The 22,221-nt window shown below is 62.1% G+C and carries 16 protein-coding genes; 9 read left to right on the forward strand and 7 right to left on the reverse strand.

Annotated features, from left to right (window positions below):
* Positions 1-3: 3 nt before the first annotated feature.
* Both FW756_RS10355 and FW756_RS10360 read right to left on the reverse strand, forming a co-directional pair.
* A complete protein-coding gene (locus tag FW756_RS10355; protein ID WP_446430146.1) occupies positions 4-3,423 on the reverse strand; it encodes a pyruvate carboxylase in 3,420 nt (1,139 codons plus the stop codon).
* Positions 3,424-3,533: 110 nt separating this feature from the next.
* Positions 3,534-4,073, reverse strand: coding sequence for an N-acetyltransferase family protein (locus FW756_RS10360; RefSeq protein WP_446430074.1), 540 nt, complete (start codon positions 4,071-4,073; stop codon positions 3,534-3,536).
* A gap of 198 nt (positions 4,074-4,271) precedes the next feature.
* On the opposite strand from FW756_RS10360, the gene FW756_RS10365 reads away from it, so the two are divergent.
* From FW756_RS10365 to FW756_RS10390, 6 genes are all read left to right on the forward strand, one after another.
* A complete protein-coding gene (locus FW756_RS10365; protein ID WP_446430075.1) occupies positions 4,272-5,150 on the forward strand; it encodes an exodeoxyribonuclease III in 879 nt (292 codons plus the stop codon).
* A 5-nt stretch (positions 5,151-5,155) separates the two neighbouring features.
* Positions 5,156-5,692 (forward strand): hypothetical protein, encoded by a 537-nt coding sequence (locus FW756_RS10370; protein WP_446430076.1) that lies wholly within the window; start codon positions 5,156-5,158, stop codon positions 5,690-5,692.
* Positions 5,693-5,780: 88 nt separating this feature from the next.
* On the forward strand, positions 5,781-6,416 hold the full coding sequence (locus FW756_RS10375) for a DUF4190 domain-containing protein (protein ID WP_446430077.1): 636 nt from the start codon (positions 5,781-5,783) through the stop codon (positions 6,414-6,416).
* Positions 6,417-6,856: 440 nt separating this feature from the next.
* The gene (locus tag FW756_RS10380; RefSeq protein WP_446430078.1) at positions 6,857-8,047 is read left to right on the forward strand and encodes a CE1758 family FMN-dependent luciferase-like monooxygenase; all 1,191 of its coding nucleotides are present in this window, start codon (positions 6,857-6,859) and stop codon (positions 8,045-8,047) included.
* Positions 8,048-8,057: 10 nt separating this feature from the next.
* Complete coding sequence (locus FW756_RS10385) at positions 8,058-8,516, forward strand: MarR family winged helix-turn-helix transcriptional regulator (protein WP_446430079.1); 459 nt, start codon at positions 8,058-8,060, stop codon at positions 8,514-8,516.
* A gap of 35 nt (positions 8,517-8,551) precedes the next feature.
* Positions 8,552-9,304: a CE1759 family FMN reductase gene (locus FW756_RS10390; protein WP_446430080.1), complete on the forward strand. Its 753-nt coding sequence runs from the start codon at positions 8,552-8,554 to the stop codon at positions 9,302-9,304.
* 483 nt (positions 9,305-9,787) lie between these two features.
* On the opposite strand, the gene FW756_RS10395 is transcribed toward FW756_RS10390, so the two are convergent.
* From FW756_RS10395 to FW756_RS10405, 3 genes are all read right to left on the reverse strand, one after another.
* Complete coding sequence (locus tag FW756_RS10395) at positions 9,788-11,164, reverse strand: NAD-dependent succinate-semialdehyde dehydrogenase (RefSeq protein ID WP_446430081.1); 1,377 nt, start codon at positions 11,162-11,164, stop codon at positions 9,788-9,790.
* Positions 11,165-11,322: 158 nt separating this feature from the next.
* Positions 11,323-12,690, reverse strand: coding sequence for an aminotransferase class III-fold pyridoxal phosphate-dependent enzyme (locus tag FW756_RS10400; protein ID WP_446430082.1), 1,368 nt, complete (start codon positions 12,688-12,690; stop codon positions 11,323-11,325).
* Positions 12,691-12,822: 132 nt separating this feature from the next.
* Entirely contained in the window at positions 12,823-14,310 is a 1,488-nt protein-coding gene (locus FW756_RS10405; RefSeq protein ID WP_446430083.1) for a CoA-acylating methylmalonate-semialdehyde dehydrogenase, read from the reverse strand.
* Between the two features lie 198 nt (positions 14,311-14,508).
* Here FW756_RS10405 and FW756_RS10410 point away from each other — a divergent pair, with 198 nt between their 5' ends.
* The gene (locus tag FW756_RS10410) at positions 14,509-16,260 is read left to right on the forward strand and encodes a PucR family transcriptional regulator (RefSeq protein ID WP_446430084.1); all 1,752 of its coding nucleotides are present in this window, start codon (positions 14,509-14,511) and stop codon (positions 16,258-16,260) included.
* A 107-nt stretch (positions 16,261-16,367) separates the two neighbouring features.
* On the opposite strand, the gene FW756_RS10415 is transcribed toward FW756_RS10410, so the two are convergent.
* Positions 16,368-17,024, reverse strand: a complete 657-nt coding sequence (locus FW756_RS10415) for a Maf family protein (protein WP_446430085.1) — start codon at positions 17,022-17,024, stop codon at positions 16,368-16,370.
* A 103-nt stretch (positions 17,025-17,127) separates the two neighbouring features.
* Between FW756_RS10415 and FW756_RS10420 the strand changes: the two genes are divergently transcribed.
* On the forward strand, positions 17,128-18,162 hold the full coding sequence (locus FW756_RS10420; protein ID WP_446430086.1) for an SPFH domain-containing protein: 1,035 nt from the start codon (positions 17,128-17,130) through the stop codon (positions 18,160-18,162).
* A gap of 822 nt (positions 18,163-18,984) precedes the next feature.
* Here FW756_RS10420 and FW756_RS10425 read toward each other — a convergent pair.
* Entirely contained in the window at positions 18,985-20,703 is a 1,719-nt protein-coding gene (locus FW756_RS10425; RefSeq protein ID WP_446430087.1) for a long-chain-fatty-acid--CoA ligase, read from the reverse strand.
* Positions 20,704-20,797: 94 nt separating this feature from the next.
* Here FW756_RS10425 and FW756_RS10430 point away from each other — a divergent pair, with 94 nt between their 5' ends.
* Positions 20,798-22,162, forward strand: a complete 1,365-nt coding sequence (locus tag FW756_RS10430; RefSeq protein WP_446430088.1) for a class I SAM-dependent RNA methyltransferase — start codon at positions 20,798-20,800, stop codon at positions 22,160-22,162.
* The last annotated feature ends 59 nt before the right edge of the window (positions 22,163-22,221 follow it).

The raw sequence follows: 22,221 nt of genomic DNA on the forward strand, positions 1-22,221 counted from the left end.
TCGTCAGTGCTCGTCAATCACCACGATGAGGTCGCCTGACTCGACAGAGCGGGCTCCCGCGAAGACCGCGCGGGCGACGCGACCAGCAACAGGAGAAGTGATCGCCGCTTCCATCTTCATCGCCTCGATGGTGGCGACTGGCTGGCCTGCCTCAATTTCTTCTCCGATACCGACGTGGAGCGTCACTGTTCCTGAGAAGGGCGCAGCGATTTGGCCCGCAACCGTTCGGTCTGCCTTTTCTGCGACCGGAGCAGTCACCGCGACATTTTCGTCTTTCACGAAGACCTGACGCAGCTGTCCGTTCACCTTCAGCATCACGGTCCGGACACCCTTGTCATCTGGCTCGCCAATGGCTTCAAGCACGACATACAGTCGCACACCCTTCGCGAGGTCGATTGCGTGTTCAGTACCGGGTTCGAGCCCATAGAGGTAATCCCCCGTGCTCAACACAGACAGGTCGCCAAACTGTTCACGAGTCGCGGCAAACTGCTTGGTCGGCCCGGCAAACAGGAGCCGGTTGAGAGTAGAACGACGATCCGCGCCTGACTGGGTGAGCGCGGTCTGGTCAGCAGGATCAATGGTTCCCAGCGCCCCTGCTCCCGTGCCAGCCCCAGTGCGTCGACCGGCAAGCACCTTTGAGCGGAATGGCTCTGGCCAACCACCAGGAATCTCACCGAGTTCACCAGCGAGGAACCCGACAACCGAATCAGGGATGTCATAGTTTGCAGGATGCTGCTCGAAATCGACCGGATCGGCGTCTACCGCTGCGAGGTGCAGTGCAAGATCACCAACAACCTTTGATGACGGCGTGACCTTTGGAATGCGACCGAGGATGCGATCCGCTGCCGCATACATGTCTTCGATCTTCTCGAAGTTTTCGGCAAGGCCGAGTGCAATCGCCTGCTGCCGCAGGTTCGACAGCTGGCCGCCAGGGATCTCGTGCGCGTAGACGCGGCCTGTCGGTGAGGGAAGTCCTGACTCAAAGGGGCGGTACAGCGTGCGCACCGCATCCCAATAAGGTTCGAGCGCATACACCGACTGCTCGTCGATGCCAGTATCGCGTTCGGTGTCAGCAAGACTTGCAACGAGGGCCGACAACGAGGGCTGCGAGGTCGTACCTGACATCGGCGCAGAGGCTGCGTCTACAGCGTCGACTCCAGCATTAGCCGCCGCGAGCAAGGTTGCGAGCTGACCGCCCGGGGTATCGTGCGTGTGCAGGTGCACCGGCAGATCGAAGCGCTCGCGCAACGCGCGCACAAGCTTCGCTGCGGCTGCTGGGCGCAAGAGTCCGGCCATGTCTTTGATCGCGAGCACGTGAGCACCGGCGTCAACGATCGACTCTGCGAGGTTGAGGTAGTAGTCGAGCGTGTACTTGTCTTCCGCTGGCGAAAGGAGATTACCCGTGTACGCCATTGCCACTTCTGCGACGGCGGATCCGGTTTCGCGAACCGCATCGATCGCAACACGCATCTGGTTGACGTCGTTGAGCGCATCGAAGATTCGGAATACGTCAACGCCGGTCGAAGCCGCCTCACCCACAAACGCCTTCGCTACCGCTGCTGGGTAGGGCGTGTAACCAACGGTGTTCTGCCCCCGGAGCAGCATCTGAATCGGCACATTCGGCAGGGCTTCTCGCAGTGCCGCAAGTCGCTCCCACGGGTCTTCACCGAGGAACCGGAGCGCAACGTCGTACGTCGCACCTCCCCAGGCTTCAACTGACCACAGTTCGGGGGTGAGCCGGGCAACGTATGGCGCAACCAACGCGAGGTCTTTCGTGCGAACACGAGTCGCAAGCAGCGACTGGTGCGCATCGCGGAACGTCGTGTCGGTGACGGCGAGCGCGGTCTGCGTTCGGAGCGCCTGCGCGTATCGCTCTGGCCCGAGTTCGAGCAGCCGCTTACGTGCGCCGTCTGGTGCGGCCTGTGACAGGTCGAGCGCGGGCAATTTGTCAGCAGGATCAAGAACAACGGGCTTTGCGCCGTTGGGCTGGTTCACCGTCACATTTGCGACGTACTGCAGCAAACGCGTTGCGCGGTCTCTCGGCTTATTCATGTTCAGCAGGTGCGGGCGCTCTTCAATAAATGAAGTAGCCACATCGCCAGCCTGGAAGTCAGGGTCTGCCAATACGGCCTGCAGGAAGGGGATGTTTGTCGCAACGCCACGAATTCGGAATTCAGCCAACGCCCGGAGCGCACGAACCACGGCGTCGTCGAATGACCGACCGCGGCAAGTGAGCTTTGCGAGCATCGAATCAAAGTGCGGGCTGATCTGCGCACCGGCGTCGATGGTGCCGCCGTCGAGGCGCACACCACCCCCGCCCGGTGAACGGTACGCCGTGATACGACCGAGGTCGGGGCGGAACCCATTGGCGGGATCTTCAGTCGTGATGCGGCACTGAAGCGCAGCTCCCTTGAGTTCGATCTTGTCTTGTGTAAGACCAAGCTCAGCGAGGGTCGAACCGGCGGCAATGAGCATCTGTGCACGCACGAGGTCGACGTCTGTGACCTCCTCAGTCACGGTGTGCTCGACCTGGATACGCGGGTTCATCTCGATAAACACATGCTCACCGGCACGGTCACCCTCAGTGTCGAGCAGGAATTCGACGGTGCCCGCGTTCTCGTAACCAATCGACTCAGCGAAAGCGATCGCATCACGGGTGAGCGCATCACGTTTCTCTTGCGAGAGGTTGGGAGCTGGCGCGATCTCAACAACCTTCTGATGGCGGCGCTGCACCGAACAATCACGTTCAAAGAGGTGCACCGTGGCTCCAGTGCAATCAGCAAGCACCTGAACCTCAATATGCCGAGGGCGCAAGACCGCCTGTTCAATGAACATCGTTGAATCGCCGAAAGCTGACCCGGCTTCCCGCATGGCCGAGTTGAGTGCATCTCTGAGATCGGCCTCACGTTCGACCCGGCGCATGCCTCGACCGCCGCCTCCAGCAACCGCCTTTGCAAACACGGGGAAGCCGATTTCACGGGCGCCCGCAATCAGGTCGTCGACATCGGTCGATGGGGGCGTGGATCGCAGCACGGGAACGCCAGCCGCAATCGCGTGTTCTTTCGCCGCAACCTTGTTACCGGCCATTTCGAGCGCAAGTTTGCCCGGTCCGATGAAGCGGATTCCAGCTGCATCGGCAGCCGCAGCAAGTTCAGGATTCTCTGACAGAAAACCATAGCCCGGATAGATTGCGTCAGCGCCTGATTCAACCGCGACGCGCACAATCTCGGAAACGTCGAGATAAGCTCGCACCGGATGACCAACCTCACCAATGAGGTAGGCCTCGTCAGCCTTCAAACGGTGCAACGAATTGCGATCTTCGTAGGGGAACACCGCAACGGTCTTCGCGCCAAGCTCGTGCGCCGCGCGGAACGCACGAATCGCAATCTCACCACGGTTTGCAACCAGAATCTTCGTGAACATCGGCACCGACGGTCCTTTCAGGCGTTCAGCGGAGTGGGATCCGCTCTGTGCATCGTATCTGCGAATTTTTCAACACGTCACCCCCGGATGGAGGGAATCGCGTGTGAGTTTCAGTTGGCGCGGGCCATCTCAGGCCCCTCTCCAGGATCCGCGCTTGGCTCGAGTGTCAGTTGCATACAGGTGAGATCAAGCCACCGCCCAAATTTGGTACCTACCTCTGGAAACGTTCCAATGATCTCGAAGCCGAGCTTTTCATGGAGGCGGATCGAGCCGTAGTTGCTCGCTTCAATACTCGCGATCATCGCATGTTTTCCCGCTGCGCGAGCTCGGACAATGAGCTCGTGCATAAGTTGCATTCCGAGCCCACCACGTTGCTGATCTGTGTGTACGTAGATCGAGTGCTCAACGGTGTGCTTGTAGCCGTCCCAGGCACGCCAGTCACCAAAGGTGGCGTACGCAATCACTGCGTCAGACTCGTTGACCGCGACGATCACCGGGAAGTCAGCTGCCTTGCGCGCATCAAACCATGCGGACCGGTTTGCAGTGTCGACAGTTTCATCGTTCCAGATCGCGGTCGAGTGGATGACCGCATCGTTGTAAATATCGGTGATCGCCCCGATGTCTGAGTGAACCGCATCGCGAATGTGCATGCCGCGCCTTCCTGCCGTGTGTGCACCATTTTTTCACGGCACGTATGCCTGGGCTTGGCTCTCCACAAGAATGGGATTGATTCTCGTGGAATGTGTGTGACGGGGAATTGATCCGCGCCCTGTGAGCAACACTGCAGAAACAAACCACCATCGCCACGACCACCCCCGATGTCAGTGGTCGCCGGTAGTGTGGAACGCATGAAGATCGCCACTTGGAACGTCAACTCGATCCGCACTCGCGTCGGCCGCGTCGTCGACTGGCTCGTGCGCGAAGACATTGATGTGCTCGCTATGCAAGAGATCAAGTGCAAGCCAGAGCAGTTTCCGCTCGAAGCGTTCGAACAGGCTGGCTATCAGGTAGAGGTTTTTGGCCTGAACCAGTGGAACGGTGTTGCAATCGCGAGCCGTCACGAGATGACTGATGTCGCGCGTGAATTCCCGAACATCCCTGGTTTCGGCAATCCGATCAAGGGTCAAGAAGGTGTCCAGACGACCGGCGTGAATGGCCTGCCGGTCGAGGCGCGGGCACTTGGCGTCACCGTTGGCGATCTGCGGTTGTGGAGCTTGTACGTGCCGAATGGCCGTGGGCTCGATGATCCGCACTTTGAGTACAAGCTCAACTGGCTGCGCGCGTTGCGTGCCAATACCGAGGCCTGGCTCGGCGAAGATCCCGATTTGCCACTCGCGCTCATGGGTGATTGGAACATTGCTCCGCTCGACTCCGACATGGCAGACCCGAGCTTTACTGTAGGTCAGTCAACGCATGTTTCAGCTGACGAGCGTGAAGTGTTTAATTCCTTCCTGCCGCTCGTGAGTGATGTCGTACGCCCGATCGCCCCTGAGGGATACACGTTCTGGGATTACAAGGCTGGTCGTTTCCAGAAAGATGAAGGCATGCGGATCGACTTCATCATGGCGTCCGAGACGTTCGCCGATACCGTCATCGATGCTCACATCGCCCGCGACGAACGCAAGGGTGACGGCCCGAGTGATCATGTGCCCGTCGTCGTAGAAATCGATCCCTCACTTCTCGGTGGCACGTTCGAAGACGAATACGACCGCCCAATGGTGTTCTAAGACATATGGAAGCACCCTCCTCGAACTGGCGCTTCGGCCCGTTGCACCACGCTGCGGGCGAAGTGCTACTCGGCGACCCACTTGGAAACCATGCTGTGGTGTCGTCAAGCGGAATCTGCGGTGTTCAGGTTGATGAGTTCGACGAGTTTGTTCCGTGGGACTCAATCTCACAGATCGATTTCTCATGCGATACAACGGGCTCGCGGATCGTGTCGCGTGCGCGTGATGGACTCGCGTTCGTATTGGCCGCTGCGCTTGGTGACGGAACGCCGTTTGACCCGTACGATCCGGGCAGTCTTCACCTGACCACGATCACCGGGAATACAAGCACTTGGCAGATTGACTCGATGGAGAGCGGTAAATACTGGCGACCCCAAGTGGAAGCTGCCAAAGTGTTTTTGGAAATGATGCGAACGAAGCATAGTTTTCGTGCCATTGCCGAAGACTCTGCCGAACTACACCCATGGCTGAGTTCGGCTGTTTCACACGCCCAAAGAAACGCCCAGAATCCAGCTGACCCAACTGGCGATTCACAGTTTTAGACCCCCAAAGTGAACGGGCGACTACGCTCGAATAACACACATCATGCGTGTTCTGCAGTTCTAGGAGTGCGCGCGAGAAGGAGTAGCAATGTCAGATCCCACGCCCTCTTCAGAGCCCCAGGTACCTCAGACGCCTCAGGTACCCCAGTCACCCGAGACGCAGGCTGCACCGGTCGAAGCCGCTGCGCCCACGGCTCCCACCGTACCTGCGGCGCCAGCGGCCCCGGCGGCGCCATCAGCACCTGCGGCCCCGCAGTACTACGCGCCGGCACCTGGCCAGCCCGGCCAGCCCGGCCAGGCAGCACGGCCAGCACGGCCAGCACAGCCAGCACAGCCAGCACAGCCAGCACAGCCAGCACAGCCAGCTGCGCCGCAGTACTACGCACCGCAGCAGCCCGGCTACCAGCAGCAGCCCGGCTACACTCAGCAGCCAGGATACGTGCCCGGCCCCGGCATGATGCCTCAGGCAGCTCCTTCAACCGGCAAAGCCACCGCGAGTATGGTGCTTGGCATCTGCTCGATTGTTCTTGCCTGGGTGTTCGCGCTCCTTGGCTGGGCATCGAGTATCACCGCACTCGTGCTTGGCATCATCGCGCTGAAGCGCGGCAACGCAAACGGCAAGGCAATCACTGGCATTGTCACGGGCGGCGTCGGTCTGCTCTTCTCGATTATCAGTTCCGCCATCGGCGCGTACATGATGTCGAACATGTATTACTACTACTAAGCAGTAGTCACCTGCGGGCGGAGCACGCCTCGCGCGAAGCCCGCAACGCAGAAGGGGTGTTGGTTCAGTAACCCGCTGAACCAACACCCCTTCTGCGTAAATGGATATCGTGGCCCCTCTGCACCACCGCGAGAACGCCCCTTTCTCCCGAAACGAGGGGCTTCTTGCGCATGAAAGTGTCTGTTTCGCAGGCAAGGCCCGTTTTCGCGGGGTTCGCGGGGCCCGGGGTGCCCGGGGTGCGCGGGTCTCGCAACACTCGCAACGAAGACCCCTGCCAAAAACTTTCATCGATGCGGGAATACCCAGCAACCTTTCACGTTATATTTACATGCAAGCGCATATAATTTAACTATCAGCCCCTCGGGCGCAATCTCGGAGCAGTACCGGCCAACGATCTGGCCCGAGTCACCCAGCGGATCCGAGCAGAAACGGAGCACATCATGGAATTCGGCATCATGTCAGTCAGTGACATCACTCGCGACCCGATCTCGGGTGAGACCCCAAGTGAGGCGGAGCGCATTAAGGCGACCGTCCGCATCGCGAAGCATGCAGAAGACGCAGGACTCGATGTCTTCGCAGTCGGCGAGCACCACAACCCGCCGTTCTTCTCGTCGTCACCCACCACGCTGCTCTCGCACATCGCAGCACTGACCGAGCGCATCAAGCTTTCGACGAGCACCACGCTCATCACCACGAACGACCCCGTTCGCATCGCCGAAGAGTACGCGATGCTCCAGCACCTCGCAGACGGCCGCATGGATCTCATGCTTGGTCGCGGAAACACTGCTCCCGTGTACCCATGGTTCGGCAAGGACATTCGCAGCGGGCTCCCCCTCGCACTCGAGCACTACAACTTGCTCCACCGCCTGTGGCGTGAGGATGTCGTTGACTTCGAAGGCAAGTTCCGCACTTCACTGCAGGGCTTTACGTCAACGCCGCGTCCGCTCGATGACGTGCCTCCCTTTGTATGGCACGGCTCGATCCGCACCCCCGAGATCGCAGAGCAGGCCGCGTACTACGGTGACGGCTTCTTTGCGAACCACATCTTCTGGCCGTCCGAGCACTCGCTGCGCCTCATCAACTTCTACCGTCAGCGCTTCGAGCACTACGGTCACGGCAAGGCAGAGCAGGCAATCGTCGGCCTCGGCGGGCAGGCATTCATCTCGAAGAACTCGCAGGATGCGCACGATCGCTTCCGCCCGTACTTCGATGCAGCGCCCGTCTACGGCAACGGTCCTCGCATGGAAGACTTCGCGCAGCAGACCCCACTCTCGGTGGGTAGCCCGCAGGAGGTCATCGACAAGACGCTGACCTTCCGCGAGACTTTCGGCGACTACCAGCGTCAGCTCTTCTTGATCGACCATGCTGGCCTCCCCGAGAAGATGGTGCTCGAGCAGATCGACTTGCTCGGCGAGTACGTGGTGCCCGTGGTCCGCGCCGAACTCGAAGCAAAGCGCGTCGAGGGTGTACCCGCTACCGCACCGACCCACGCACAGCTGGTCAAGGCGAAGTACGGTGATGCAGAACCTCGCCAGCCGCGCCCCAACGCAAACCGTGGCGACAACGTCACCGGCGGATCCCCCTACCAGGACTCACCGGGCGCGCGCGGCTCAGCATTCGGCCTGAACTAAAATTAGTGCCATGACCCCCGACAATGTTGCTGGAAGCTCACGTGCCGATGTTCGTCTCGCCAATGAAACTTGGGAGTCGTTCATCACCGTGTACTCACGCTTCATGGGCGGGTTTGGTGCTGAGCCAATCTGGCAGAACGCCAGCATGCGAGAGTACGACGTGCTCTACACCCTCGCAAAGGCCTCGACGCCATTGCGCTTGAACGATCTGTGTGAGGGCGTGCTCCTGAGCCAGCCCGCCCTCTCACGGCTCGTCGACCGCCTCGTAGGTCGCGGCCTGGTGGCTCGCGAACCGGACCCTGAGGACGGCCGTGCGGTGCGGATCCGCCTCACAGAAACCGGCACCGAGGTACAGCGCGAGATCGGTCGTGCGCATGGACGCAGCGTCAACCGTGAACTCACCAGCCGACTGACGTCCGACGAGCTTGAAGAACTGCAGGCACTCTGCCGCAAGCTCCTCGATCAGTAGCAACACCCACACAGACTTCTTTGGAGAAACACCTCATGAACGTACCGTTCGATGGGGTTGGCAGCGCCGACCCTGAAAGCCCCACGACCGCCGAGTCCACTGCGCACGACGAGACTCCTGATCAGGCGCCTGCCGTGAAGAAAATCGTCGTCGTCAATGCCGGCACCGGCGAACCCTCATCGACCGGCATGCTCGCCGACCGCACGGTCGCCCGCGTGCTCACTCTCGCTGACAAGCGCGGCGTCGCGGTCGAAGCACGCACCATCAACCTGCGTAACATCGCAAGCGACATCATGGTCGCGATCACGACCCAGCACGTCTCTCCCGACCTGCAGCAGGCGAGCGATCTCATGCGCGACGCCGACGGCATCATCGCGGCGACCCCGATCTACAAGGCCGGAGCGAGCGGGCTCTTTACCGCGTTCTTCCAGGTGCTCGACAACGATCTGCTCATTGGCACGCCTGTCGTGCTCGGCGCGACCGCGGGAAGCGCGCGTCACTCACTCGTGGTCGACGACCAGCTGCGCGGACTCTTCTCGTACCTGCGCACGATCACCGTTCCGACCTCACTCGTGAGTTCGCCCGATGACTACAACACGGGCGACTTTGGCAAGCGCGTGGATCGCGCCGCGACCGAGCTGCTTGCGCTGATTGAAGCGGGCTTCCGGGAGACCGTGCGTGGAGATTCCTGGAACAGTTACCAGCACAGCTTTGGCAGCGCTGGCGGATCTGAGTTCGGCATCGACTTCGACTCGGATCTCATGCGAATGGCGACCGGCGGGAAGTAGCGCTTCGCAGCGTCTTCGTTCTTCTCGGCGGGCGGCGTGTGCTTGCCAAGCGGACGGCGTACGTTCACCGTGAGGATGATGTGTGCCCGGGAAGCGGGTGGTGTACATGCGGGATGCGCCAGATGTGCGGGCCGTACGCGGCGCCCAATCCTCAGCACCTCATATGCGCCGCCACGGCGTAAGAACGGGCCGGCCTGTGGCCGGGCGGCCATATTCACTCACCAGCGCGCCAGAATGGCTCAGCATAGCCGGTGTGCGTCTCCAAAAGGGGTCCCGTCAACAAGTCAACACCTCGAAACGAGGCGTTTCTCTCGAGATGGGGCCCTTCATGCGTATGGAGGGCCCCATCTCGGCGGAAAGTGCCTGTTTCGAGGGGTTGACGGGTTGGGGGGGTTGGGGCTTGGGGGCTTGGGGCTGGGGTCCCGGCGCCAAGCCCCCAGGCTAAGCCCAAAGACCTCAGCCCCAAGGACTCAGCCGCCGCGACTACGCAGCGACGAAGTACAACCGCTTATTCGCGAACTCACCAATGCCGAGCGGGCCCATCTCGCGGCCGTAGCCCGAGCGCTTGACGCCACCGAACGGGATCTCTGCAGCCTCAGCAGCGATCGTGTTCACGTGCGCCATGCCAACTTCGAGGCGCGATGCGACGCGTGCAGCGCGTGCTTCGTCGGTCGAGAAGACCGATCCACCAAGACCGAGGTCGCAGTCATTTGCGAGCTCAAGCGCCTCTTCGTCGCTCGAGACGCGGTAGACGGTCGCGACCGGGCCGAAGATCTCTTCGCGGTACGAGTCGGAGTCGCGGGGCACCCCAGTAAGGACGGTCGGCGAGTAGTACGCCGAGGGCCCCTCGGAGAGCACGCCGCCTGCTTCGATCGTTGCACCCGCCGCGACCGCACGCTGCACCTGCTCGTTCACGGTCTCTGCTGCTGCGCGGCTCGAGAGCGGAGCGTACTCGCCCTCACCCAAGTTGAGCTGGTCACCCGGCTTCAGACCAGCCGCGAGCTTCTTGAGTTCTGCGACGAACTCGTCGTAGATGTCGTCCATGACGATGAGGCGTTTGTTCGAGTTGCACACCTGGCCACCGTTGTAGACGCGGAAGTTCCACGCCTCAGCAGCGACCGCAGCAACGTCATCAGAGTCGAGCACCACCATGGGGTCGATGCCGCCGAGCTCAAGCACACACTTCTTCAGGTGGGTGCCAGCCTGCGCGCCAATGATCGCGCCTGCACGCTCGGAACCGGTGAGCGAGACGCCCTGTACGCGCTTGTCGGCGATGATCGTCGAGATCTGCGAGTGCGACGCGAAGATGTTCTGGTAGCCGCCGACGGGAACGCCAGCCTGCTCGAAGATCTCCTGCATCGTGAGCGCCGAGCGTGCGCAGATGTCTGCGTGCTTCAGCAGGATGGTGTTGCCAAGCAGCAGGTTCGGAGCTGCGAAGCGAGCCACCTGGTAGTACGGGAAGTTCCACGGCATGACGCCGAGCAGCACACCGAGCGACTTGTGCTCAACGTATGCCTTGCCAGGGACGGTGCTGGGAATCTCGTAGTCGGTGATGAGGCCGGGGCCGTACACCGCGTAGTACTCGATGATGTCGGTAGCGAACTGCACCTCGTCGAGGCTCTCCTCGTAGGTCTTGCCCATTTCGACTGCGATGATTCGGGCGAGCTCGTCCTTGCGCTCCCCAAAGATCTCAGCCACGCGCTTGATGACCCCTGCGCGCTCCTGCACGCTGCGTTCGCGCCACTCACGGTATACGTCGTCTGCTGCGGTAATCGCAGCGTCAATCTGTGCGTCGGTCGCTGCTTCGAACGTCTCGACGATCTCTCCGGTTGCAGGGTTCTGCACGCGGTACTTGGACATTGAAACTCCTTTGTCCTGGGTTGGGTGCTCCGGTCGCGCAACGAGTCGTGTCGCGCGCGGATGGATGCGGTTGGGGTTTCCCCGTAGCCAGTCTGTCGTGGCGGATCGGGAAAACCAAGAGCCGGGGATCAGGCTCACACCCAATCCCCGGCTAAGGGTTACTTACCTACGTAAGCTGCATCTGCAGTGTCGAGCGCTGCATCGATGATGTCGAGGCCCTGCACGAGATCCGCTTCGCTCGTGATGAGCGGCGGCGCAATCTGCAGGCGGTTGCCAGCTGCGAAGGGCCAGAGGCCCGCGCTCTTGCACGCTGCGACAACGTTGTTGTACGCCTCTGCGCCGAGCGGCTCGCGGGTCTCGCGGTCAGCGACGAGCTCGAGCGCCCAGAAGAAGCCCTTGCCGCGTACCTCACCGATTGACTTGTGCTTTGCAGCCATCTCGTTGAGGCGGGGCTCAATCACCCGTGCCGCGAGGTCGCGCACGCGCTCAAGAATCTGCTCTTCTTCGAAGATGTCGTACGTTGCGACGCCTGCCGCACATGCGAGCGGGTGACCCGAGTAGGTGAGGCCACCGGGGAACGAGGTCTCCTCGAACGCCTGGTGGATCTTCTCGCTGATGACCACGCCACCGAGGGGGACGTAGCCCGAGTTGACGCCCTTTGCAAAGGTGACAAGGTCGGGAGTGACGTCGAAGCCCTGGAACGCGAACCACTCACCGGTACGACCGAAGCCAGCCATGACCTCGTCACAGATGAGCAGGATGCCGTAGCGATCACAGATCTCGCGGACACCTGGCAGGTAGCCTGCGGGCGGCACGAAGATGCCGTTGGTGCCGGTCACGGTCTCAAGAATGATTGCCGCGATGGTATCGGGGCCTTCAAGTTGGATCGTGTGCTCGAGGTGACGGAGCGCGCGCTCCGACTCCTGCGCTTCGTTCTCTGCGTGGAATTCCGAGCGGTATGCGTACGGACCCATGAAGTGGACGACGCCAGCATCGGGGGTGCCGTTTGCCCAGCGACGCGATTCGCCGGTCAGCGTGATCGCCGTCGAGGTCGAGCCGTGGTACGAGCGGTAGCGTGCCATGATCTTCTGGCGACCGGTCGACTGACGAGCCATGCGTACTGCGTACTCGTTTGCGTCTGCGCCACCGTTGGTGAAGAAGACCGAGCGTGCGCCCTCGAACGAGTGCTCAACGATGCGCTTTGCGAGCTCGCCGCGCACGTCGTTTGCCATTGCGGGCTGGATGGTCGCGAGGCGACCAGCCTGCTCCTGGATCGCGCGTACGAGACCTGGGTGCTGGTGACCAAGGTTCAGGTTCACGAGCTGCGACGAGAAGTCAAGGTATTCCTTGCCGTCGTAGTCCCAGAAGCGTGCGCCCTCACCCTTGGCGATGGGAAGCGGGTTGATCTTGCCCTGCGCCGACCACGAGTGGAAGACGTAGTCGCGATCATTCGAACGAACCTCGCGCTGTGCGTCGGTATCGCCGAACGCCTGCTCGGTGCCGTTGAGGTCTACATAATCAGACATGTTGTGTGGGAGTTCCTTCTGCGCTGAAAGTACGAATTCCGAGGACCAAAGCCCCGGGACGGTTCGCGCGCTGCCACGCTGGGGACGCAGCCTTCACGAACCGCCCTCGGGGCGTTGGAAAAGTGGGGCTAATTAGCCGTTGCTCGGGAAGCCGAGGTCAATCTTCGACTGCTCAGGGTTCGGCCAGCGAGTGGTGACGACCTTCGAGCGGGTGTAGAAGTTGATCGACTCGGGGCCGTAGATGTGGGTGTCGCCGAAGAGCGAGTTCTTCCAGCCACCGAACGAGAACGAACCGACGGGTACGGGGATCGGCACGTTGATGCCAACCATGCCAGCTTCAACCTCGAACTCGAACTGGCGTGCGACGCCACCGTCACGGGTGAAGATCGCCGTGCCGTTGCCGTACTGGTGCTCGTTGATGATACGCAGACCCTCTTCGTAGCTGTCAACGCGGACAACAGCGAGGACGGGGCCGAAGATCTCGTCACGGTACACGGCGCTGTCAGTCTTGACGTTGTCAAGCAGGGTTGCGCCGGTGAAGAAGCCGTTGCCCTCGAACTTGAAGTCGCGGCCGTCAACCACGATGGTTGCGCCCTCTGCTTCTGCGCCTGCAACGTAGCCCTCGACGCGAGCCTTCGCCTCAGGGGTGATGAGCGGGCCCATGTCGGTGCCGGGAGCTGCGCCATCGCCGATCTTGAGGTCTGCAATGCGCTTTGCGATCTCGGGGATCAGGCGATCCGCGACCTCGTCACCAACAGCAACGACAACCGAAACTGCCATGCAACGCTCGCCAGCTGCGCCGTAGCCTGCCGAAACAGCTGCGTCAGCGGTGACCTTGATGTCTGCGTCGGGCATGACGAGCATGTGGTTCTTCGCGCCGCCGAGTGCCTGAACGCGCTTGCCGTTCTCTGCCGCACGCGAGTAGATGTACTTCGCGATGGGAGTCGAACCGACGAACGAGATCGCCTTAACCTCAGGAGCATCGAGCAGGGTGTCAACAGCGGTCTTGTCGCCGTGAACAACGTTGAGCACGCCGTCGGGCAGGCCAGCCTCGCGGAAGAGGTCAGCGATGAAGACCGAAGCCGAAGGGTCGCGCTCCGAAGGCTTGAGCACAACAGTGTTGCCGCAAGCGATTGCCGAAGCGATCATCCAGAGCGGAACCATGATGGGGAAGTTGAAGGGGGTGATTGCCGCGACAACGCCGACGGGCTGCTTCACCGAGTGAACGTCAACGCCGGTCGAAACCTGCTCGTCACGCTCACCCTTGAGGAGGTTCATGAGGCCGGCAGCGAACTCTACGTTCTCCAGACCACGCGCAACCTCGCCCGCTGCATCGTCGAGGACCTTGCCGTGCTCTGCAGTCACGATTGCCGAGATCTCGGGGGTACGTGCCTTGAGGAGCTGGCGGAGGCGGAAGAACACATCTGCGCGCTTGGTCAGGCTGGTCTTGCGCCATGCGGGCAGTGCGGCCTGTGCTGCAGCAATCGCCTGCTCGACAGTCTCAACGCCTGCGATGGGGACCTCGTGGATCTGCTCACCGGTTGCGGGGTTGTAGACAGCCTGCTTGCGTGCTGCTGCTTCGACCTTTTCGCCGCCGATAACGTGAGGAATGAGCGCCATGCGTGCTCGTCCTTTCTCGTGATTACTGGTGAAACCTGGGGTTTGCGAGGCCCTTCACTGGGATCCTCGGTGAACTTCAGGCAGAGTGTTCGGGGCAGTTTCCCCGTGCAGATCTAGCTTGTCACCAAGATTCGATGCCCGCGACCAGCAAAACATCCCCAATGCACGCATCTTTCGGACACTTTGTATGATCGAGGTATGGAGACCGCAATGCAGCAGGAGAACGCCCCGCTTCCCACCGTGCGCGATGTGCTGAGCCTCACCGAGATTTCGGCGGGTTCTCCCGAGCTCGTTACTGGTGATCTCGGCCTCGCGCGCCCGGTCCGCTGGGCACACGTTGTCGCTGGCGCAGGCGCTGCCGCACTCCTCGACGGTGGCGAGCTTGTACTCACTACCGGCGCGGGTTGGCCAAGTGACGATGCCTCGCTCGCCGCGCTCGCTGAGACGCTCACCGACGCAGACCCAGCTGCTGTCATCTTCGAGCTTGGTGCCGGATTCGAGACCGCACCTCCCCCACTCGTCGCACGCTGCATCGAGCGCGAGATTCCGCTCATCGCGCTGCACAACGAGGTGCGATTCGTACAGATTACGCAGCGCGTGCACCAGCGAGTGCTTGCCGCACAAAACGAGGCGCTTGAAGCACGCGAAGCCGTGCACCGCATGCTCACCGAACTCGGCCTCAATCGCAGCCCGGTCGACTATGTCGTGGCGCGGATCGCCGATGTGCTCGGCTCCCCCGTCGTGCTCGAAGATGCGGGGCACCGCGTCATCGCGTGGGCGCAGGCAGGTCCGCAGGTTGGCACCGACCCTGCAGCTGACGACGAGTTGCTCGCGGTGTGGGCTGCGGCGCAGCACAGTGGTGCGGATCCGCGCCCACCTGCGGGCTCTACCAGGGTCGCGGTCGAAGCCCGCGGGCAGCGCTGGGGATTCTTGACCGCGTTGCCGGGGGCGCCCCACCCTGCTGGCCGCGCAACCGTGCTCGAGCTTGGCGCGTTCGCCCTCGCGCTCGGTCGCCTCGCAGACGCCGACGGTGAGCAGTGGCTCGAACTCGGTTCGAAGCGGCTCTTCGACGCCGTACTTGAAGGCCGGTACCGCGGCGAGCGCGATCTCACCCTGCAATTGGAGTCTGCTGGTTTGCCGGTCGCTGGCCGCGTGCTCTTTGGCGCGACGCTCACCGGCACTGGCGACTTCGGCGGCCATGAGGGCCTTGAGCTTGCGACACTGCGCACCGCGTTGCACCGTGCCGTTGCGCCGGAGGGCAGGGTGCTGCTCGCGGCAAGCCCCCGATCAGCGCGCGGGCTGGTGGCGCTGCTGTCGTTCCCCGAGGGAGATCCGCGCACTGGCGACAGCCGCGCACTCACGGGTGCGGATCTGCGTCATGACGCCCCGCATCCACTCGCGGCTCGGCTCGCGAAGGAGCTCGAGATGATGCTCCCTGCGACGCTTCCCGCTTCGTGGCGGGCACGCCTGTCGCTCGGCGTGACCGCCCGCCGCCCCAAGGCACTGATCGCTTCGCTCGAGCGGATCGCTCACGAGGTCGTTGCTTCTGGTCGAACGCAGGATGGCTCCGACCCGGTTGCGCGCTCTGTTGCTCGCACGGTGCGCGGATCGGGGCGCGTCGAGGTGCTCCTCGCAGAGCGACAGCCCCTCGCCTATCTCGTGCGCGGCCTCGCGTCGACGCCGGAGGTGCAGGACTTTTCACGCACCATGCTTGAGCCACTCATCACGCACGATAGCGCTCGCGGCGCCGGGCACAGTGGCGATCTGATTGTCGTGCTCGCGGCGTACCTTGCGCACCCGACGAACCGCTCACTCGCGGCTCAGGAGGCGAGGCTCTCACGGTCGGTGTTCTACCAGCGGATCGCGCTCATCGAGGAACTGCTCGATGTTGACCTCGCCGAGGGCGCGACGATCGCCGCGCTGACCGTGGCGCTGCTGGCACGGGAGTGAGTTGGCGCGTTTGTGGGTTGGTCTCTGTAGGTGGGCGCCTGCGTCGCGGGGGTCTGCGTCGCGGGCGTGCTGACGAGCCTCGGGCACGGATGTCGTGATGGGCGGCGTTAGGCCGCTGGCAGGTTCCACAGCGCTGTGTAGTCGTGTCCGAGATCCCGAACCAGACGGCGAAGCGCAGGCAGCGAAAGCCCAATCACGCAGCTCGGCGCACCCTCGATCTTTTCGATGAAGGCACCCGCGAGGCCGTCGATCGCGAACCCGCCGGCGAGCTGCAGCGGCTCACCCGTTGCAACGTAAGCGGCAAGCTCATCGTCGGTGACATCGGCTGCGAGGGTGACGGTTGCGGTGTCGACGGATCCGCGCCCACCATGCACTTTGCCGCCAGTCACATCAACGAGCCAGTGACCCGAGTGCAGGACGCCGGTCTTTCCGCGGTGCTGCTTGGAACGATCGAGCGCGACGTCAGGCACGTGCGGCTTGCCGAGAATCTCGCCATCGAGCAAGAACATCGAGTCGCCACCGAGCACAACACCGTCGATCTCGTTGGTGCCCTCTGGCCCAAAGCGACGCACAACATCTTCGGCTTTCAGGCGGCCAAGGTACTCCGTGAGTTCTGGGGCCGTGAGCTTGCGACCGATCTCGGCCTCGCGCTTCAGCACCTCCGTGTCCTCGTCGACGTTGGGTGAGAAACAGATTGGCTCAATGCCGGCTCCGCGAAGAACAGCAAGCCGGGCGGGAGACGTTGAGGCGAGGTACAGGCGCATGTTCCAAGCCTAGGTGGCATCGACAAGTGTCGGTGGTACCTGGGAGAATTATCGGACTGAACGCGACGCGCACCGAAAGCGCGCGCAAGAGAGGCGAACTCAGATGTCCGACTCAGCAATTCTTGGAGTGGTGCTCGCCGTCGTGGCGCTCGTCATCATTGTCATCATCTTGGCGGCTTCGCTCTACATCGTGAAGACCAATCAGGTGGCGGTGATCGAGCGATTCGGCAAGTTCCATCGTATGGCGAAGGCTGGCATTAACGTCCGCATTCCCATTGTTGACACCATTGCGAACCGCATGAGCCTGCGTATCCAGCAGATGGATCGCGTGATCTCAACGATCACAAACGACAAGGTGACCGTCGATCTCGACGTTTCGGTGCAGTACCGCGTCGCTACTTCGGAACGCATCCCTTCTCGTTCTGACGGCAGCGCAGACAACCGTGAAGACAGCAACCTGTATCGCGCAAACTATGCGCTGACCGATGTCGATGAGCAGATCGCCAGCTACATCTTTGACGCCGTACGTTCGACCGTGCCAAGCAAAACGCTTGACGATGTCTTCGCAGAGAAGGATCGCATCGCTTCAGAGGTGAACGAGCAACTCAGCACCACCATGCAAGAGTACGGCTACGAGATCGTGCGTACCCTCGTCACGGGTGTTCGCCCCGACGGCGAGGTCGAAGCAGCGATGAACCGTATCAATGCGGCAGAGCGCATGCGTGATGCCGCGACTGCCGAGGCTGAGGCGTACAAGATCGGCGTCATCGGCAAGGCACAGGGCGACAGCGAGGCAAAGCGTCTCTCGGGTGAGGGCATCGCGATGCAGCGCCGCGCAATCGCCGAGGGCCTCGCTGAGCAGCGCCGTGTGCTGCAAGAGGCTGGCGTGGTCAACGCCGAAGAGGTCATGCTCGCGAACCAGTACTTCGACACCATGCTTGGTGTCGCTGGTGCAGGCAATACGACCACGGTCTTCCTGCCGGGTGGCGCCGACGGCGTCGGCCTCATTGGTGAGCAGATTCGCACGTCGATTCTCACCGCGAAGGCAGCTGATGGGTCGGTTGGTGTCGCTGGCGCTGCCGGCCCTGCTGGCTCGATCCGCACGGACTCCAGCGCTGGGATTACTCCGAAGCACTAGTGCTGGGCGCGAGGGGCTCAGCACTAGTGCTCAGCAATACCAGCGCAAGGGTCTGAGCGCGAAAAGTTCGGGCGCGCGAAAGTCTGGGCTGTCACTTGTTGGGTGGCAGCCCAGACTTTTGTCATTCGTGGGGTGGGTCGGTGCGGTCGCAACCTCGTGTGCAGGGCGCTCAACCCGGTGAGCAGGGTTCTCAATCCGGTGAGCGAGCGCTCAACCACTCGAAAACACCCGTTCCCTGCGAGAAGGGCCCTTACTGACGCAAATAACTGCCTGCTGTGTTGGAAAGGGGTGTTTTCGCGGGGTTGAGCGCTCGGCGGAGGGCGATCCGTGAAGATACTCGCCATGTTTTGAGGCTCCCGCGCCATCGCCTCGGAAAGACTCATGCCCTGCCAATCACATTTGCCAGGACGAGCTGGCCAAAGGCTTGGCACCTCTCCAAAAGGCTTCGCCTCATTGGAAAAGGCCGCCCGGCCATGGGCCGGCCCGTTCTTTATTCATTGGCGGCAGCGATACATGCGGAGCTTTGAACGCCAGTTCACCTCAGGCCGGGCTGCGAGACAAGCTCTGTGCCTGGTTCTGCACCGTTGACGGTTTTTACCCGCCACAAGCAGCGCTCAACCCCTCGAAACCACCCGTTCCCTGCGAGAAGGGGTGCTTCTTCCGGCAGAAGCGCCCTGTTTCGGCAGAAAGGGGTGGTTTCGAGGGGTTGAGCGACAAAAGCGCGGGGGCACGAGGGGCGCGACGGACGGGAAGGCAAGGCGCGGGGCCCGCCGAGCCCGCCGGGCGCGACGCGCGGGAGCCGAAGCCCCGCACGCGCGCTCGCTAGTCCTCGTCGAGGTTCGCCCGAACTGCCTTGCGGTCAGCGATCAGCGCATCACGCACGTGGCGGCGAATGACCTTGCCGATGAGCGTCTTCGGCAGTTCTTCCCAAATAAGGTAGCTGCTCGGACGCTTGTACTCGGCGAGATGCTCGCGGGCCGCAGCACGAGCTGCTTCCTCATCGAACTCTGCACCGGGCTCCATGATGATCGCTGCGGTGACCACCTCGGTGCCACTACCACGGGGAACACCAACAACGGCGCACTCTGCCACACCTGGCAGCGCGTTCACTACGGCTTCGACCTCACTCGGCGAAACGTTAAAGCCGCCAGTGATGATGAGTTCCTTCTTGCGGTCAACGACGGTGACAAATCCGTCTTCGTCCTGCATGACCAGGTCTCCAGTGCGCAGCCAGCGACCGTCAAAGATGGCAGCAGCCGATTCTTCTGGTCGGTTCCAGTAGCCCTGGAACACCTGCGGGCCAGCAATAAGCAGCTCGCCGACCTCACCCTGCTCAACCTCACGTGCTGGGTTCTCCGGATCAACCACGCGAATGTCGGTTGATGGGAACGGCAGGCCGATTGCGCCAATCTTTCGAGAGTCGTTGAACGGGTTCGCGAGCGCAATGGGGCTCGTCTCGGTCAGCCCGTAGCCCTCGTTGAGCATGCTTCCCGCGAGTTCTTCCCAGCGGTTCACAATCGCTGGGGTCAGCGTCATCGCACCAGAGATCGCGTACACCACGTTCTTCAGGTCGAGCGAGCCATCCCGCGCGACGCGCGACAAACGGTCGAACATCGGCGGCACCGCCGGAATGAAGGTCGGCGGGAACTTCTTCGACGCCTCCACGACAAGAGCCGGATCAAACGTCGGGAACAGCACCGCACACGAGCCGGTTTCCACCGAGTAGATGACTGAAAGCAGCAGACCAAACGAATGGAACATCGGCAAGAGGCCGTAAATGTTGCCGGTGCCATGCTCGAAGTCAGGCATCCATGCAGCGCCCATACGCGCGTTCGCCCACAGGTTCTCGTGCGAAATCATCGCACCCTTTGGGGCGCCAGTGGTGCCAGACGTGTACTGCAGGCAGGCGATGTCTGACTTCACGGGGCGAGGGTGATCCGCCGCAATGGGAGCCAACTGTGCCAGCTTCGCGAACGGAACGGTTCCCGTGGTGGATGCTGTGAGGTTGGCGCGTGACTCACGCGCCTTCGCGATCGGCAAGCGCAAGAGCGCACGCATCTTCAGTGGCATCGCGCGGGTGACATCGACGGCAATGATGGTCTGGATGCCGAGCTCAGCGGGCAGCTGCTGTAGCGTCTCGACCTTCTTGTCCCAAGAAATGACGATCTGAGCGCCGTGATCTCGGAACTGCGTCTCAAGCTCATCACGAGTGTAGAGCGGGTTGTGCTCAACGACAACTGCTCCGAGGCGCAGCACCGCATAGAACGCGACGACGTGCTGTGGGGCGTTCGGCATGATGAGCGCGACCCTGTCGCCAGCGCGAACGCCGAGGTCGTGCAGGCCCTGCGCCACACGAGCGACACTGTCACCAAGCTCGCGGTAAGTCGTGGTGGCTCCGAAGAAGGAGGCTGCCGGACGATCCGCGTACTGTGAGCAACGCTCATCAAGGAGGTCCACGAGCGAACCAGTCACCGGCTCAATGTCGATCGGGGTGCCCTTGGCGTAGAACTTGTTCCACGCACGAGTTTCATTCAGGTGCATACTAGTGAGTTTACGTACCGACTCAGTAATACTCCCAGCCCGGGGGCAGAATCGGGTTCTTCGCATCGACGCAGGTCATGGGAGAATAGAAGGTATGTCTGAGCGTAACGCTACTTCCCCGCAGGCCGGAGCTCTCTCCGTCGGCGATGAGATTGAACTTGAGATCACCGGCATCGCCCACGGCGGTGTCTGTGTTGCACGCCACGAAGGCCGCGTGGTGTTCGTCGCTGATGCGATTCCCGGCGAGCGCGTTGTCGCACGCGTCACCGATGCAAAGAAGAAGTCGTTCGCACGCGCAATCGTGCTCGAGGTTCTTGAAGCATCACCTGACCGCCGCCCCCACGTATGGGCAGAGGCATCGATCGACCGGGATCCCGAAGACCGCGCCGGTGGCGCAGAGTTCGGCCACATCGCGCTTGAGCGCCAGCGCCGCCTGAAGGCAGAAGTGCTGGTTGACTCGATGCAGCGTTTCGGCGGCATCGAGCTCGCAGCCGGCGAAGAAGACGATGAAGAGACCAAGGCAGAGTTCGACGCGCTCCTCGACGAGCTCGTCGAGGGCGTGCCAGGCGACGACGAGCGCAACGGCCTCGGCTACCGCACTCGTGTGCGTCTGCACGTCGATCCCGAGACCGGTGCAGTCGGCCCGTACGCTGCGCGTAGCCGCCGTGTGATCCCGGTCGAGTCGCTTCCGCTCGCGACCGATTCGCTGAACCAGCTCGCTCCGCTTGAAGAGTCGATGCTCGGTGTCGACGCGATTGACCTCGTTGACCCAGCTGGCGATGACTCGCGCATGCTGATCACTGCTGAGGGCAAGCGCAACGGCGAGGGCGACGCCATGCAGGAGCTCGTCGAAGACCGCGGTTTCACCGTGCGCGCTGGCGGTTTCTGGCAGGTGCACGATCTCGCTCCCGTTGTGCTGTTCAACGCAGTCCGCGACACGATCGCGGAGCTCGCAGAAGACGGCCTCGTCGACGCGACCGCAACCAACCTCGACCTCTACGGTGGCGCGGGCCTGCTCGCCGCTGCGATGGCAGAGGCAGTCGGACCGAACATCAAGGTCACGACCGTCGAGGCCGAGAGCGCTGCCACCGATGACGCAGCTGAGAACCTTTCTGAGCTCGTCGGTGCACTTGCAATTACGGCAAAGGTCGACAAGTACCTTGCTGAGCTGCTTGAGGCTGCTCCGACCGTTCGTGAGCGGATCACCCGCGGCACCGTCGTGCTCGATCCGCCCCGTTCGGGTGCTGGTGGACACGTCTCAGAGCAGCTCGTGAAGCTCTCACCACGCAACATCATTTACGTTGCGTGCGACCCTGTCGCACTCGCACGCGATACCCGTACGCTCACAGATTCGGGCTACGACCTGATCGAGCTGCGCGGCTTCGACATCTTCCCGCACACTCACCACTTCGAGACCATGGCAGTGTTTACGCGCCAGGAAGAAGAAGCTGGCGAGTAACTCGGCGGTGTCTGCGGCTGAGCCGCTACACAGAAGGGGGCTGGGAGAGCGTTGCTTTT

The organism is Leucobacter sp. 1207-22 (assembly GCF_052850455.1).